Raw genomic sequence first — 16257 nt, 5'->3', positions numbered from 1 at the left:
TTGCCAAATCTTAACCCCAAGATTTCGCCAAGGAGCCTACCATGACTGACCGTGTGATCGTTGGCGCAATTGCCGGTGCCTTTGGTGTCAAAGGCGAAGTGCGCCTGAAATCCTACTGCACCAATCCCGAAGATATCGCCGAATACACGCCCCTTTACACCCAAGAGGGCCGCGCATTCCCCGTGATCGTCGTGACCGGCATGACCAACAACGGCCTGACCGTGCGGATGGACGGCATCGTCACGAAAGAGGACGCCGACGCGTTGAAAGGCACACCCCTATACGCGGAACGCGATGTGCTGCCGACGCTGCCGGACGACGAATTCTATCATGCCGACCTGATCGGGCTAGAGGTGTTTGACACGGGCGGCGCCCTGCTGGGCGCTGTGCGCGCGGTGCAAAACCACGGCGCGACTGACCTGCTAGAGGTGCACAAGGCAGGATACAAAACCACGATCCTTTTGCCGTTCACCATGGCGAACGTGCCAACCGTTGACCTGACCGCAGGCCGCATCATCGCAGACCCGCCCGAAGGCCTGTTCCCAGATGCCTAAAACGCGCCGGATTTTACTGCACCCCGGATTTCACAAAACGGGCACCAGTTCGATCCAGCATTTCTTTTGGCTCAACCGCGATCTGATTGGCGAACGCGCGCATCTGTTCATGTTGCGCCATATGAAACCTGCGACCCAGATCGCGCACCGCTATTCGCGCACGGGCAACCCGCTAGAGCTTGCCGATCTGGTGGATCGCCTGACAGACGTCTTTGACGCAACGCCCGAAGACAACCGCGATATTTTGATTAGTTGCGAAGCGTTGTGCGGTCACCTACCCGGTTGGCCCAAGGTCGACACCTATGTCGCCGCCCCCGTCATCATCGATTACACCGCCGAGTTTTTGAAGGATCGGTTTCAGACGAAAAACCTGGAAATCGTTCTGACGACGCGCGGCGAGGATGACTGGCTGTTTTCGGCCTACCGCCATCACCTGAAAGGCCAGCGGTTGACGTTAGACTGGGATGACTATCGCACCCGCTACGCCGCCTCTACGGATTTTGCGCCTGTGTTTTCCCAATTGCGCGGCGCCTTGGGCGACTGCGTGACGGACCTGCCGCTGGAACAATCGCAGACCCACCCCTTTGGCCCGGGCGGAGCGCTGCTGAACCTGTTCGGCTGGACCGATCTGACAGGCTTTGCTGCCGTTGGGCGCGGCAATCAGGGGCCCGAACAGGCGCTTTGGTCCGAATTCCTGACGCTCAACCGATCCGACCTGTCCGACGACGCCCTGCGCGACGCCAAAGATGCGCTGGCGCAAAAGGCCCAGCTTGGCGGCTGGCGCAGAACCTGAACTTCGCTTATGACGCTGACATGACCGACGATACCCCAAAACCCCGCGCTCTTGGCCGCAAGGTCATCCGCCCCACGCTGAAACCAACCGACCTTTTGACGGAAAAACCCGAATGGGTCGGCACGTGGACGGCGCAGATCATCACGCTGATGCCTGACGCCTTTCCGGGTGTTCTGGGCGAAAGCCTGACGGGCCGCGCATTGAAAGACAGCAAATGGGCGCTGCGCACGATCAATTTGCGCGATTTTGGGGTCGGCAAACATAAAAACGTCGATGATACGCCTGCGGGCGGCGGCGCGGGCATGGTCATCCGCCCCGACGTTCTGGACGACGCGATCCAACATGCGGGCCAATTTGCACGCGGGAATATGCCGCTGATCTACCTGTCGCCACGCGGCAAACGGTTTGATCAGGCGATGGCGCGCGAATGGGCGTCATACGACGGGCTGACCATGATTTGCGGCCGTTTCGAAGGCATCGACCAACGCGTGATCGACGCCTACCGTATCCAAGAGGTTTCGCTGGGCGATTTCGTCATGACAGGCGGGGAACTAGCCGCCCAAGCCATGATCGACGCCACCGTCCGCCTGATCCCCGGCGTTCTGGGCAACGCCGAAAGCATCGAGGACGAAAGCCATTCCAACGGCCTGCTGGAACACCCCCAATACACCCGCCCGCAAACGTGGCGCGGGTTAGAAATCCCCGAAGTCCTCACCTCTGGCCACCACGCCAACATCGAAAAATGGCGCAAAGAGCAGGCTGAGGAGCTAACGAAAGAACGTCGGCCTGATATGTGGGAAAATTGGCAAGCAGACTACAAGCGCAAAAACTGACAGCGACACACCTAAAGGTTGATATTAACCTGCACCTATGCTTAAACGGTTGAATTCAATTTTCATTATGGTGCAGACTAATGCGTGATTTTTTCATCCGAACATCTGAAAAAGTAGTAGCGGTTTTTATTGGGCTACTGGCCCTTAGTATGGTCGGTATTAGCATCTTTCTGTTCGTAACACCCAGCTACCAAGGTGGCGGTGTTCTTTCAGGTATTTTAGCATTGGTTTTCGGGTCTGTGTACGTGTTCTTGATCGGTGGACTGATGTACCTAGGATTTGGCATTTACCACAATACCAAGCGCACCACCGAGCTCCTTGAGGCCTTGAATAATAAATGAGCCGTTTACGGGGCATCAGCCCGCGTAAGACTTGCCCCCTGCCCCCCAATCGCCTATACGCGCGGTGTCTAGGGTATCTTTGATTCCACTAGGCCGTTTTCTATTGCCTTGCGCGGTTTTCTTCGGGCGTGTTTCGGGCGGTGGGAAATAGACCAAAGCAACACGACCTGAACCCTCTGGCGGGCACTGCGGTGAACCCGAAAGAAGACCAAGAGCTCTGGGGACGTAAGAAACTTTGTGGGACTAACCACAAGCATTGATAGGAGCATCAGATGGATCTGATCGCACAAATCGAAGCGGAACAAATCGCTTCTCTGGGTAAAGACATCCCAGATTTCAAAGCGGGTGACACCATCCGCGTTGGTTACAAAGTAACCGAAGGTTCGCGTAGCCGTGTTCAGAACTACGAAGGCGTTTGCATCAGCCGTAAAAACGGTTCGGGCATTGCTGGTTCGTTCACCGTTCGCAAAATCTCGTTCGGCGAAGGCGTAGAGCGCGTATTCCCACTGTACTCGACCAACATCGAAACCATCGAAGTTGTACGTCGTGGTAAAGTACGTCGCGCGAAACTGTACTACCTGCGTTCGCGTCGCGGCAAATCGGCACGTATTGCCGAGCAGACCAACTACAAGCCGCTGAACAACGGCGCAGACGCGTAAGGAGACGGCGAGATGAAAAAAGACATCCACCCAGATTACCACTTCATCGAAGTAAAAATGACCGACGGTTCGACCGTTGTCATGAAATCCACTTGGGGCAAAGAAGGCGAAACGCTGGCTCTCGACATCGACCCATCCGTGCACCCAGCATGGAACGGTGGTTCGTCGCGTCTGATGGACCAGGGCGGCCGTGTATCCAAGTTCAAAAACAAATACGCAGGTCTGGGCTTCTAATCCCTTTCCTTTCGGATTTAACGGAAACGCCGCGCAGGTTTTGCGCGGCGTTTTTGTTTTGTCAGGGCGCATAAAAAAACGCAGGCCGCGGGGCCTGCGTTTTCGTATTTTAACCGTTGCTGCGTTTCTGCTGCGGTTTACGGCGACGCTGTCCGCCGTTTGGTTTGGCCGCTGCTGGCGCTGCGCCTTGGGGTTTGCCGTCACGCGGTTTGCCGCGACCACGGCCACCGCCGCCTCCGCCTTTGCCGAAACGGCGTGGACCGCCGCGTTTTGGTGCAGGCTCATCCGATTCCCACGGACGACCCGACGCCACAGGGATCGATGCCTTGAGCGTTTTTTCGATGTCGCGCAGTTCCGCCATTTCATCAGGTGCACAGAACGCAATCGCCGCGCCATCGGCGCCCGCACGTGCGGTACGGCCAATGCGGTGCACGTATTGATCAGGCACGTTTGGCAGTTCGTAGTTATAGACGTGTTTCACGCCCGGAATGTCGATACCGCGTGCTGCGACGTCGGTCGCCACCAGAATGCGCACTTTGCCTTCTTTGAAATCCTTGATCGCGCGGTCACGCTGACCTTGGGATTTGTTGCCGTGGATCGCCGCAACGGCGAACCCTTTGCTGTCCAGAATGCGGGCCAGTTTTTCCATGCCGTGTTTGGTGCGGCCGAACACCAGCGCCAGTTCGTCGCGGTGTTGGTCCAGCAGTTCGATCAGCAGGTCAACCTTGGCCGCTTTGGCGATAAAATGGACAGACTGGTCGATCTTTTCCGCCGCTTGGCCCGGAGGGTTAACCTGAATACGGACAGGGTTGTTCAGATAGCTGGCAGCAATTTCCGACATCTGTTTTGGCATGGTCGCCGAAAACAGCATGGTCTGACGTTCCGCAGGCAGCATGGTCGCAATTTTGCGCAGCGAATGGATGAACCCTAGGTCCAGCATCTGGTCGGCTTCGTCCAGCACCAGAAATTCGGTGTCGGACAAGGTCACGGCGCCGCGGTCGATCAGGTCCAGCAGACGGCCAGGGGTCGCCACCAGAACGGCGGTGCCTTTTTCCAGACGGCGCGCCTGACCCGAAATGCCAGCGCCGCCAACGACCAGAACCGTTTTCAGGTGGGTGTCTTTGGAAAACGCAGCAAGGTTATCCGCGATCTGTTTCGCCAATTCGCGGGTTGGGGCCAAAATCAGCGCACGTGCGGTTTTGGGTTTATTTTTGGTGCCGTTTTTCAACAGCGCGTCCAGCATAGGCAGACCGAATGCAGCGGTTTTACCCGTGCCGGTTTGCGCAAGGCCCATCACGTCTTTGCCGTTCATGGCGTGCGGGATGGCTTGGGCCTGAATGGGGGTCGGTTCGGTGATACCCATTTCGGCAAGTTTATTGATCAGGCGGGGGGCCAGCCCCAGCATATCGAAATCCATAATAATCCTGTTCCGCGCCACGCAATGCGGGCGCTATTGGCCGGCGAACCGGCGTTGCAAGAGTTGCGCCGGTCGCTCGCATCGGGCCGAATGCCATAATGCCGGAACTGCGCGGCCCCTTGCGTGATGTTGGGAACCTGTTGGGATACTGCGTTGCGCCCTGTTTATCGGCGCAGACCTCACGCGGGTCGGCATGTATCGTGAGCTGCACATGCAGCATTTCCATGCACAAGTCAATGGGGCAGTCATCCACAGGAAATCGCGCTTTGGCGTCTTTTCCTTACCCATAGTCGGTCATATAGTGCCGATAACAAACAACATTGGGGTGTTCGCGTGGCGCATATTATTGTCGTCGGTAACGAAAAAGGTGGGGCCGGAAAATCCACTGTTTCCATGCATGTGGCCACGGCGCTGGCCCGTATGGGGCACAAAATCGGCGCGATTGATCTGGACCTGCGCCAGAAATCCATGGGCCGCTATCTGGATAACCGCGCCAAATTCGCGGAAGCCGAAGGTCTGGAATTGGCGATGCCGCTGTATCGCGACCTGCCAGAAATCGACCAATCCCAACTGGAACCAGGTGAAAACGCGTTTGACCGCCGACTGTCGATGGCCGTGGCCGATCTGGAACAGACCTGCGATTTCATCCTGATCGACTGCCCCGGGTCGCACACACGTCTTAGCCAAGTTGCCCATTCGCTGGCAGACACGTTGATCACGCCGCTGAACGACAGCTTTGTTGATTTTGACCTGCTGGCGCATATCAAATCGGACGGCGAAACCATCACTGGCCCATCCGTTTATTCCGAAATGGTCTGGAGCGCCCGTCAGCTGCGCGCTCAGGCTGGTCTGAAACCGATCGACTGGATTGTTGTGCGCAACCGTCTGGGTGCTCAGGCCATGGTCAACAAACAAAAGATGGAAGCCGCGCTGGCCAAACTGTCCAAACGCATCGGTTTCCGCACTGCGCCCGGTTTCAATGAACGCGTGATTTTCCGCGAATTGTTCCCGCGTGGCCTGACTCTTTTGGATCTGCGCGACGTTGGCGTGACCAACCTGAACATTTCCAATCTGGCCGCGCGTCAGGAACTACGCGAACTGATCAAGGAACTAAATCTGCCGGGCGTGACCCCTGATTTCTGATCTACCTGATTGATCAACAACCAAAAGTGGTTACGTTAGTCCCCCAGAGGAGCCTAACGTGACCCACGATCCATCCATCTCTGCCGGTATGGCCGATGTTTCAGACGAAACATGGGTGGATGTGATGCGCGCCGTCGACAGAACCTATGCGGAACTGGTCGACTATCAAACCCAGCTAGAGGCGCGAAATGCCGAACTGGACGAAATGCGCAGCTTTATGGCGTCGGTCTTTGCGTCGGTGTCGGACGTTCTGATCGTGGTCGACCGTTATGGCACCGTCGAACAGGCCGCTGGATCGTTCGAGGCGCTGCTGGGCATCCGCCCCGCTGATGTGCAGGGCCAGCCCCTATCGACCATCGGCAACGACCCGCGCCTGCATGACGCCGTCAAAAGCGTGATCCAAACCCGCATGGCCGCCCGCGCAGAAATTGACCTGCCCACGCCTGATGGCCCTACCCCGCTGGACATGTCCATCGCGCCCCGCTTCGGTGACCGCGGCAAAAGTCTGGGCGCAGTTTTGATCGGCCGCCCTGTTGGCGAACTCCGTCATGCCTATTCCGAACTAGAGGACAGCCACCGCGCCCTGCAAGAAGCGCAGACCCATCTGGTGCGCAACGAAAAACTGGCGTCGCTGGGCCGCCTGCTGGCAGGCGTTGCGCATGAATTGAACAACCCGATTTCGTTCGTCTACGCCAACACCCACGCATTGGAAAAATACGTATCGCGTTTCGTCACCTATTTCGAAGCCGTCGAAAACGGCGCATCGCGTCAGGACCTGATTGCCCTGCGCCAAGACCTGCGACTGGGCCGCGAATTGTCGAACATGCGCACCGCGATTGATGGCGCGCGCGATGGCGCCGAACGCGTGCGCGACATCGTCGAAGATTTGCGCAGGCTATCGGCGGACGGCACGGGTGATTTTGCCCCCTTTGATCTGGTTGAAACCACGCGCGTTGCCACTCATTGGGTCGTGCGCGGCATGAAAAGCCACGCCCCAATCCATACCGATATGCTGCTGAAACTGGCTGCGATGGGGCGTGACGGGCATATCCAACAGGTGATCATGAACCTTGTCCAAAACGCGCTAGACGCTGTCGAAGGCATGGACGGCGCCGAAATCCATATCCGCGTTGGCCAGCAGGGCGACATGGCATTTGTCGAAGTTACCGACAACGGCCCCGGTATCGGCCCTGACATCGCGCAATCCATTTTCGACCCGTTCTTTACCACCAAACCGGTTGGCAAAGGCACGGGGCTGGGCCTGTCCATTTCCCACAAAATCGCCGAAGAACACGGCGGCAGTCTGGCCCTTATCCCTAAGGACAAAGGCGCATGTTTCCGCCTAAGCCTGAAAGGGGCTGATTGATGAAAGTCCTATGGCTTCAGGCCTCTGGCTGTGGCGGCTGCACCATGTCGCTGCTGTGCGCCGAAAACCCCAATGTGTTCGACCTGCTGGCATCGGCGGGGATCGAATTCGTCTGGCACCCTGCCCTGTCCGTCGAAACAGGCCACGAAGTGCGCGCCATTCTGGACGACATCGAACAGGGCCGCACCCAGATCGACATTCTATGCGTCGAAGGCGCGATTGCGCGCGGCCCGCGCAACACGGGCAAATATCAGATGCTATCGGGTACGGGCCGGTCGCTGCTTGATTGGGTGACATCGCTGGCCCCGCACGCAAAACATGTGGTGGCTGTGGGCAGCTGCGCGGCCTATGGCGGCGTGACCACTGCGGGCGGCAATCCGTCCGATGCTGTGGGTCTGCAATTCGACGGATCGCATCAGGGCGGGATTTTCGACGCTGATTTCCGCGCGCACGGCGGGCTACCTGTCATCAATATCTCTGGCTGTCCGATGCACCCCGACTGGGTCACCGAAACATTCCTGATGCTCGCTGATAACAGCCTGACCACCGCCGATCTGGACGGTATGGGCCGCCCCCGTTTCTTTGCCGATCATCTGGTGCACCACGGCTGTTCGAAAAACGAATTTTACGAATACAAGGCATCGGCCCGCGAACTCAGCCAAATCGGCTGCATGATGGAACATCTGGGCTGCGTCGGCACCCAAGCCGTGGGCGATTGCAACATCCGCCCGTGGAACGGATCGGGGTCCTGCACGCGCGGCGGATATCCCTGCATAAACTGCACCGCCCCCGAATTCGAAGAACCGCGCCACAGCTTTACCGAAACGCCAAAAATCGCTGGTATCCCTGTGGGGCTGCCCACTGACATGCCCAAGGCATGGTTTATGGCGCTGGCATCCCTGTCCAAGGCCGCGACACCCAACCGCATCGCCACCAACGCCGAAAGCGACAGGATAGACGTGCCTCCAACCTTGCGTGTACCCAAATCATGACCGACCGAAATCTGCTTGTTGGCCCCTTCAACCGTGTCGAAGGCGACCTAGAGGTCCGTCTGGACGTCCGTGATGGCGCAGTCGCGGCGGCCTACACCAATTCGCCGCTGTTTCGCGGGTTTGAAATGATGATGCTGGGCAAAGACCCGCGCGATGCATTAACAATCACGCCGCGTATTTGCGGGATTTGTTCGATCAGCCAATCAGCGGCGGCGGCGTTTGCTTTGGCGGATGCGGCTGGGGCGGACATGCCAGATCAGGGGATGCTGATCGCCGCGATTCTGCACGCGGTTGAAAACCTTGCCGATCACCTGACGCATTTTAACCTGTTCTTTATGCCAGATTTCGCCCGCCCCGTGTACGCGGGCCGCACGTGGCACGATCAGGCCGTCGCGCGGTTCACGGCACAACAGGGCTCTGCCGCGCGCGACGCTGTGACAGCCCGCGCAGAACTGTTGCATATCGTCGGGCTGCTGGGCGGGAAATGGCCCCACACATTGGCGATCCAACCCGCTGGCGTTACCAAAGCGCCCACCCTATCGGACAAAGTCCGCATTCAAACCGCCCTGCGCAGCTGCCGCCGATATCTGGAAACCACCTTGTTCGGCGCACCAACGGAACAGTTTGCCGCACTTAGCGCCCGCGACAGCCTGATGGACTGGACGTCTGGGGATGCGGGCCTGTTTTTGCGGATCGCGGCGGATACAGGGCTAGACGATATCGGGATGGGACCGGGTCGGTTCATGTCCTTTGGGGCGTATCCTTTGCCTGGAAAACGGGCCTTTGCGGCGGGTATGTGGGATGGTGCGCTGCACGACGTAGACACCGCCCAAATCACCGAAGACATCAGCCACGCATGGATGCTGGGCGACACGGCCCACCCAACCGATGGGCGCACCGCCCCAGATGAGGACATGCGCGATGACGCCTATAGCTGGTGCAAAGCGCCACGTCTGAACGGCAAAACCATCGAAACGGGCGCCTTTGCCCGTCAAATCATCGACGGCAACCCATTGGCCCGCGATCTGGCGGATCGCCCATCAGCCATGGCACGTGTTGTGGGCCGCCTGATCGAAATCGCCCGCACCCAGATGTTGCTAGAGGATCTGGCCGCTCAAATTGATCCCAAGGACCGTTTCATGGGTCCGTGGGACATGCCAAAATCGGGCCAAGGCCAAGGATTGGTCGAAGCCGCCCGCGGGGCATTAGGTCATTGGACTCGGTTCGAGAACGGCAAAATTACGGGCTATCAAATCATCGCTCCAACCACATGGAATTTCGGCCCGCGCGATGCGGCCGGCACCCCCGGCCCGTTAGAGGCCGCGCTGGTTGGCGCCCCTGTTGGTGACGACGAAGAAACGCCCATCGCGGTGCAGCATATCGTGCGCAGCTTTGATCCTTGTATGGTGTGCACGGTCCACTGATGGCTTTTCAAATCCGCATTCGGGGCCAAGTCCAAGGCGTCGGGTTTCGCCCCTTTATCTGGCAGCTTGCCCAGCGATTTGGCGTTGAAGGGGACGTGCGCAACGATGCCGAAGGCGTGTTGATCCGTTGCGTCTGCGTCGATGATGGGTTTCTGAATGCGATACGGGGGGAAACTCCTCAATTAGCGCGGATCGACGCGATCGAGGTGTCGGAAATCGACGCCGCATTGGGCAAAGGGTTCACCATTGCCCAAAGCGGGGCCAAGGGCGCGGAAACACGCGTGACACCTGATGCCGCGACGTGCCCTGACTGCGTCACCGAAATCCGCAGTTCGGGCCGCAGGCAGGGGTATGCGTTTACCAATTGCACCCATTGCGGGCCGCGTTTCACGATCCTGAAACAGCTGCCATATGATCGCGCGCAGACATCAATGGCGGTTTTCGACATGTGTGCGGCCTGTGCGGCGGAATATGCCGATCCCGCAGACAGGCGGTTTCACGCGCAGCCCATTGCCTGCCCCGATTGCGGGCCGCATGTCTGGATCGAACCCGCAGCAGATGACCCTATTGCGAATGCCGCGCGACGGCTACAGGACGGGCAAATCATCGCGATCAAAGGGTTGGGCGGGTTTCACCTATGCTGTGATGCCACAAATCCAGCGGCCATAGCCGAATTGCGCCGCCGCAAGCATCGCCCGACAAAACCGCTGGCCCTGATGGCCCCAATCGACATGATCGAAACCTATGCGCAAATCAGCGATGCCGACCGCGCGTTGATCACCGATCCTGCCGCGCCGATTGTTTTGTTGGACAAAGCGGCGCCTTTGCCTGACGAACTGGCCCCTGATCAAATACAGCTGGGATGGATGGTTCCCTATACGCCGCTGCACCACCTGATTTTGGACGCGGTTCAGCGACCGCTGGTGATGACGTCGGGCAACCTATCTGGCGAACCGCAAGTGATCGCCAATGACGAAGCCCGCGAAAAGCTGACGCATTTTGCCGATGCGTTCCTTATGCACGACCGTGATATTCAGCGGCGGCTGGATGATAGCGTCGAACGGGCCGATCCGCCGATGGTTCTGCGCCGCGCGCGGGGGCGTGTGCCAGGCACGATCCCGATGCCCGCGGGGTTTGAAACGGCTGCGCCCGTCATTGCCTATGGCGGACAGATGAAGTCGGCGATCTGTTTGACGAAAAACGGGCAGGCTCTGTTGGGGCACCACATGGGCGATCTGGACGACGCGCTGTGCGCCCGCGAATTCGAAAAAGCCGTTCGGGATTATTCCGACCTGTTTGACCACACACCCAAAGCGGCGGCGGTTGACGCGCATGACGGATACCGATCGACGCAGTTCGGCAAACAGTCCGACCTGCCCCTGATCGACGTCTGGCACCATCACGCGCATATGGCGGCCTGCATGGGGGAAAACGGGTGGCCTTTGAACGGCGGGCCCGTCGTTGGGATCATTCTGGACGGCACAGGACTAGGGCCCGATGGCACGTTGTGGGGCGGTGAGGTTTTACTGGGCGACTACGCCGGTTTCGAACGGGTCGGCGGATTGACTCCAGCGCCTTTGGCGGGTGGTGATATGGCGGCCCGCGAACCGTGGCGCAATGCGCTGGCCCGTTTGGACCAATGCGGAATGGGCGATTGGGCGGACGCGCTGTTTGCCCATGCGCCACGCGACATCCTGCGGCGCGCTGTGGCTGCGGGATTGAACGCGCCGGTGTCGTCCAGCGCTGGCCGATTGTTTGACGCGGTCGCGGCCGTTTTGGGCATTTGCGCCGACAAACAAACGTTCGAAGGCGAAGCCGCGATGCGCCTAGAGGCATTGGCACAAAAGGCATCGCCAGATGACATGGCGTTTTATTACGACATCACGACAACGGGGTCGCGCATCGACCCCGCCGACATGTGGGCGATGATCCGTTACGATTTGGCGCTGGGTGTGGCGGTGGAAACCATCGCGCTTCGGTTCCATTCGGCGCTTGCGCGGGCCTTTGCCCAATCGGCCGCAGAAGCGGTGGCAAACAATCAGGCACGCGCGATTGTCCTGTCTGGTGGATGCTTTCAAAACGCGCTGCTCCATAGGTTAACCTGCGACTGGTTGACCGCGCTAAAGATCGACGCGCCGGTTCTGGTTCACAAAACGACTCCGGCCAATGACGGCGGGTTGGCCTTTGGTCAGGCGCTGATCGCGGCGGCGAAAACCATCTAACCAGCCAGACGGAAAGTCGGTTAGCAAGCGACCGCTCGCAACCGCAGCGATCCCCCCATAACTCATTGAATTAAATACGGTATCCCATTGTATGCGATAACCGTCACTATGCAGTATTATTGCAACCGCTCCCCCCGCATTCTTTGAAACACAATGCCCTTAGTGCGTCCACGCCACGGGGCCCTGAATGAAACGGGAGGGACAATTGTCGCAAATTGAAACGTTCTACGAAGTGATGCGTAAGCAGGGGATTACCCGCCGCTCCTTCATGAAATACTGCTCGTTGACGGCCTCGGCATTGGGATTGGGCCCAAGCTTTGTACCGCAAATCGCGCATGCAATGGAAACCAAACCACGTACGCCTGTGATCTGGGTGAACGGTCTGGAATGTACGTGCTGTTCGGAATCGTTCATCCGCGGCGCACACCCGTTGGCCAAAGACGTGGTTCTGTCGATGATCAGCTTGGACTATTCGGAAACGCTGATGGCCGCCGCTGGTCACCACGCCGAAGCCGCGCTGGAAGAAACCATCGAAAAATACAAAGGCAACTACATCCTAGCGGTCGAAGGCAACCCGCCTCTGAACGAAGACGGCATGTTCTGTATCGTTGGTGGCAAACCGTTCGTGGAACAGCTGAAACACGCTGCGAAACACGCAAAAGCCGTGATTTCGTGGGGCGCATGTGCGTCGTATGGCTGTGTTCAGGCTGCTAAACCGAACCCGACACAGGCAACCCCAGTTCATAAAGTGATCACCGACAAACCGATCATCAAAGTTCCAGGCTGCCCGCCAATCGCCGAAGTTATGACCGGTGTTATCACCTACATGCTGACGTTCGACCGTCTGCCTGAACTAGACCGTCAGGGCCGCCCTGCGATGTTCTACGGTCAGCGTATCCACGACAAATGCTACCGCCGTCCGCACTTTGACGCGGGCCAGTTCGTCGAAACGTGGGACGATGAAAACGCCCGCAAAGGGTACTGCCTGTACAAAATGGGCTGCAAAGGGCCAACCACCTACAACGCATGTTCGACCGTTCGCTGGAACGAAGGCGTGTCGTTCCCGATCCAATCGGGTCACGGCTGTATCGGCTGTTCCGAAGACGGGTTCTGGGACCAAGGGTCTTTCTATGACCGCGTGACCGACCTGACCCAATTCGGCATTGAAAAGAACGCCGACCAAATCGGCACCGCTGCTGCGGGTGTTGTTGGTGCAGGTGTTGCCGCACATGCCGCGATTTCCGCGCTGAAAGCCGCCCAACGAAAAACTCAAGACAAGAAAGAGGAGGCATAAGGCATGGTCACGACTCCTAACGGTTTCAACATCGACAACACGGGCCAACGTATCGTCGTTGACCCTGTGACCCGTATCGAAGGTCACATGCGTTGCGAAGTGAACGTTGACGAAAACGGCGTTATCCGTAACGCAGTGTCCACCGGCACCATGTGGCGCGGGCTGGAAGTGATCCTAAAGGGCCGCGACCCACGCGATGCGTGGGCGTTCACCGAACGGATCTGCGGCGTTTGCACCGGCACCCACGCGCTGACGTCTGTTCGCGCGGTAGAGGACGCGCTGGGGATCGAAATCCCTGACAACGCGAACTCGATCCGTAACATCATGCAGCTGAACCTGGAAATCCACGACCACGTTGTGCATTTCTATCACCTGCACGCGCTGGACTGGGTTAACCCTGTCAACGCATTGCGCGCCGACCCCAAAGCGACGTCCGAACTGCAGCAGATGGTTGGTCCAAACCACCCGCTGTCCAGCCCGGGCTATTTCCGCGACGTTCAGAACCGCCTGAAACAATTCGTTGAATCGGGTCAGCTGGGCATTTTCAAAAACGGTTACTGGGACAACCCTGCCTACAAACTGCCGCCCGAGGCAGACCTGATGGCAACCACCCACTACCTAGAGGCGCTGGACCTACAAAAAGAGATCGTGAAAGTTCACACCATCTTTGGTGGTAAGAACCCTCACCCGAACTGGCTGGTTGGCGGCGTACCTTGCCCGATCAACGTCCATTCGACCGGTGCGGTTGGCGCGATCAACATGGAACGCCTGAACCTTGTGTCTTCGATCATCGACAAATGTATCGAATTCAACAAAAACGTATATCTGCCAGACGTGATCGCCATCGGCGGTTTCTACAAAAACTGGCTGTACGGTGGCGGTCTGTCGTCCAAAGCCTGTCTGGCCTACGGCGATATTCCTGAAAATCCGAACGATTTCTCTCCGGATCAGCTGCACCTGCCACGCGGCGCTATCATCAACGGCAACCTGAACGAAGTTCATGACGTTGACGTGCGCGACCCAGAACAGGTTCAGGAATTCGTTGACCATTCGTGGTACGAATACGACGAACCGGGCAAAGGTCTGCACCCATGGGATGGTGTGACACAGGCGAAATACGAACTGGGCCCGAACACCAAAGGCACCCGCACCAACATCCAAGAGCTGGATGAAGCTGCGAAATATTCGTGGATCAAGGCACCTCGTTGGCGCGGTCACGCGATGGAGGTTGGCCCGTTGGCGCGCTACGTCATCGGTTACGCCAAAGGCCACGAAGACATCAAAGATCAGGTCGACGGCCTGCTACGCACCATGGATCTGCCGTTTGACGCGCTGTTCTCGACCCTGGGTCGTACCGCCGCGCGTGCGTTGGAATCCGAATACTGTGGCCGTTTGCAGAAACATTTCTTTGATAAGCTGGTCACAAATATCAAGAACGGTGACGAAAGCACTGCAAACGTTGCGAAATGGGACCCAAGCACTTGGCCCAAAGAGGCAATCGGTGTTGGCATGACCGAAGCGCCACGCGGCGCATTGGGTCACTGGATCAAAATCAAAGACGGTCGCATCGAAAACTACCAGTGTGTTGTTCCAACAACTTGGAACGGTTCGCCACGCGACACCCAAGGCAACATCGGCGCATTCGAAGCGTCGCTGCTGGACACCCAAATGGAACGTCCAGAAGAACCCGTCGAAATCCTGCGCACCCTGCACAGCTTTGACCCATGCCTTGCGTGTTCGACCCACGTGATGTCGCCAGACGGCGAAGAGCTGACCACAGTCAAAGTCCGGTAAGAGGAGACCGTACTCATGAAAAAAATCGCAACCTCGATCCTGATGCTGTCCGCGACGTCCGCGGCAGCACACTCGGGCCATGATGCAGCGCTTTCGGGCGTTGCACACTGGACCCTATCGCCGCTGCACGGGCTGGGCGTGATCGCATTGGCCGCTGTTCTGTTTGGTATCCGCACCTTTTTCCAAAAGGAGTGATCCATGTCAGACCAGTCCATTCACACACCCAACCGCGACGTCGAACCGCTGCGCACGTCGCAGCTGACCGGTGACGCAACTGCCGAAGACATCGAAAGCATCCGCGTTCGCACATCCGTTTTCGTTTACGAATGGCCCGTGCGTCTGTGGCATTGGCTGAACGCGCTGTGCATCATGGTGCTGATCTTTACGGGTTGGTTCATCGCATCACCGCTGCCGTCGATGAATTTCGCCGAAGCCACGCATCAGTTCGTCATGGGCTACATGCGTTTCGGCCATTTCGCCGCTGCGCAGATCATGACCGTGGCGTTCTTTGGCCGGATTTATTGGGCCATCGTCGGCAACCACCATTCCAAACAGCTGTTCTATTTACCGCTGACCAACAAAGAATGGTGGAAAGAGATCGCGTTCGAAATTCGTTGGTATCTTTTCCTTGAAAAAGAGCCAAAGAAATATGTGGGCCACAACCCGCTGGCACAGGTCGCCATGTTCTTTTTCATGACCTTGGGCCTGTCGTTCATGATCATCACCGGCTGGGCCCTATACGCCGAAGGCGCGCAGGCAGGTTCACTGTCCCATAACGTCATGGGTTGGCTGATCGGCTGGGTGGGCAACACGCAGATCCTGCACAGTGTTCACCATCTGGGCATGTGGTTCATCATCATCTTTATGATCATCCACATCTACGTCGCCATCCGCGAAGACATCATGTCCCGCCAGTCCATGGTGTCGACCATGATCTCCGGCACACGGACATTCAAAGACGATCGCCCCGAATAACCCTCCCATCAGGTTACGGACGATTCAAACGGGCACTTCGGTGCCCGTTTTTTGTTGCGCGGCTGTCGATGTGGAAACTAAATTATCAATTTAGACACAAAATGAATATCAATCATCCACTACGCTGCCTTGCGGCATCCCATTGCATACAAAAAAACACCATTTGGACAGGGGGTTAGCGAATTTTCTCACGACTGTACGTTTTTTTGCCACCGT

Annotated in this window: 16 protein-coding genes; 15 read left to right on the top strand and 1 reads right to left on the bottom strand. The window is 57.9% G+C overall.

What is annotated here, in order from left to right; genetic code table 11:
* Positions 1–41: 41 nt before the first annotated feature.
* The 6 genes from rimM (at position 42) to rpmE (ending at position 3414) form a co-directional block, all read left to right on the top strand.
* A complete protein-coding gene (rimM, locus tag ACXAGA_RS09125) occupies positions 42–554 on the top strand; it encodes a ribosome maturation factor RimM (protein WP_475117167.1) in 513 nt (170 codons plus the stop codon).
* On the top strand, positions 547–1347 hold the full coding sequence (locus ACXAGA_RS09120; RefSeq protein ID WP_475117166.1) for a hypothetical protein: 801 nt from the start codon (positions 547–549) through the stop codon (positions 1345–1347). Before rimM ends, ACXAGA_RS09120 begins: the two co-directional genes overlap by 8 nt.
* A gap of 20 nt (positions 1348–1367) precedes the next feature.
* Positions 1368–2180: a tRNA (guanosine(37)-N1)-methyltransferase TrmD gene (trmD, locus tag ACXAGA_RS09115; protein WP_475117165.1), complete on the top strand. Its 813-nt coding sequence runs from the start codon at positions 1368–1370 to the stop codon at positions 2178–2180.
* Positions 2181–2260: 80 nt separating this feature from the next.
* Positions 2261–2521 carry a hypothetical protein gene (locus ACXAGA_RS09110; protein ID WP_475117164.1) on the top strand — a complete coding sequence of 87 codons (261 nt, stop codon included), beginning with the start codon at positions 2261–2263 and terminating at the stop codon, positions 2519–2521.
* A gap of 272 nt (positions 2522–2793) precedes the next feature.
* Entirely contained in the window at positions 2794–3180 is a 387-nt protein-coding gene (gene rplS / locus ACXAGA_RS09105; RefSeq protein WP_475117163.1) for a 50S ribosomal protein L19, read from the top strand.
* Positions 3181–3192: 12 nt separating this feature from the next.
* Positions 3193–3414 carry a 50S ribosomal protein L31 gene (gene rpmE / locus ACXAGA_RS09100; RefSeq protein ID WP_475117162.1) on the top strand — a complete coding sequence of 74 codons (222 nt, stop codon included), beginning with the start codon at positions 3193–3195 and terminating at the stop codon, positions 3412–3414.
* A 109-nt stretch (positions 3415–3523) separates the two neighbouring features.
* On the opposite strand, the gene ACXAGA_RS09095 is transcribed toward rpmE, so the two are convergent.
* Entirely contained in the window at positions 3524–4831 is a 1308-nt protein-coding gene (locus tag ACXAGA_RS09095; protein WP_475117161.1) for a DEAD/DEAH box helicase, read from the bottom strand.
* A 333-nt stretch (positions 4832–5164) separates the two neighbouring features.
* On the opposite strand from ACXAGA_RS09095, the gene ACXAGA_RS09090 reads away from it, so the two are divergent.
* The 9 genes from ACXAGA_RS09090 to cybH all read left to right on the top strand — a co-directional run bounded on the left by ACXAGA_RS09090 (position 5165) and on the right by cybH (position 16041).
* Positions 5165–5974 (top strand): division plane positioning ATPase MipZ, encoded by an 810-nt coding sequence (locus ACXAGA_RS09090; RefSeq protein ID WP_475117160.1) that lies wholly within the window; start codon positions 5165–5167, stop codon positions 5972–5974.
* A gap of 88 nt (positions 5975–6062) precedes the next feature.
* Positions 6063–7340: a sensor histidine kinase gene (locus tag ACXAGA_RS09085; protein ID WP_475117361.1), complete on the top strand. Its 1278-nt coding sequence runs from the start codon at positions 6063–6065 to the stop codon at positions 7338–7340.
* The gene (locus ACXAGA_RS09080; protein WP_475117159.1) at positions 7340–8332 is read left to right on the top strand and encodes an NADH-quinone oxidoreductase subunit B family protein; all 993 of its coding nucleotides are present in this window, start codon (positions 7340–7342) and stop codon (positions 8330–8332) included. The genes ACXAGA_RS09085 and ACXAGA_RS09080 overlap by 1 nt, the downstream gene beginning before the upstream one ends.
* Positions 8329–9756 carry a nickel-dependent hydrogenase large subunit gene (locus ACXAGA_RS09075; RefSeq protein ID WP_475117158.1) on the top strand — a complete coding sequence of 476 codons (1428 nt, stop codon included), beginning with the start codon at positions 8329–8331 and terminating at the stop codon, positions 9754–9756. Before ACXAGA_RS09080 ends, ACXAGA_RS09075 begins: the two co-directional genes overlap by 4 nt.
* Positions 9756–11978, top strand: coding sequence for a carbamoyltransferase HypF (gene hypF, locus ACXAGA_RS09070; RefSeq protein ID WP_475117157.1), 2223 nt, complete (start codon positions 9756–9758; stop codon positions 11976–11978). Before ACXAGA_RS09075 ends, hypF begins: the two co-directional genes overlap by 1 nt.
* A 205-nt stretch (positions 11979–12183) precedes the next feature.
* Complete coding sequence (locus ACXAGA_RS09065) at positions 12184–13272, top strand: hydrogenase small subunit (RefSeq protein ID WP_086449897.1); 1089 nt, start codon at positions 12184–12186, stop codon at positions 13270–13272.
* Between the two features lie 3 nt (positions 13273–13275).
* Positions 13276–15066 carry a nickel-dependent hydrogenase large subunit gene (locus ACXAGA_RS09060; protein WP_475117156.1) on the top strand — a complete coding sequence of 597 codons (1791 nt, stop codon included), beginning with the start codon at positions 13276–13278 and terminating at the stop codon, positions 15064–15066.
* Between the two features lie 15 nt (positions 15067–15081).
* Positions 15082–15261: a DUF6732 family protein gene (locus tag ACXAGA_RS09055; RefSeq protein ID WP_086449895.1), complete on the top strand. Its 180-nt coding sequence runs from the start codon at positions 15082–15084 to the stop codon at positions 15259–15261.
* Between the two features lie 3 nt (positions 15262–15264).
* Positions 15265–16041, top strand: coding sequence for a Ni/Fe-hydrogenase, b-type cytochrome subunit (gene cybH / locus ACXAGA_RS09050; RefSeq protein ID WP_475117155.1), 777 nt, complete (start codon positions 15265–15267; stop codon positions 16039–16041).
* The last annotated feature ends 216 nt before the right edge of the window (positions 16042–16257 follow it).

It is taken from the genome of Marivivens sp. ABH4_498 (genome assembly GCF_056160585.1).
The sequence above is the reverse complement of the archived record's forward strand: the minus strand, read 5'-3'. Positions and strand labels throughout refer to the sequence as shown.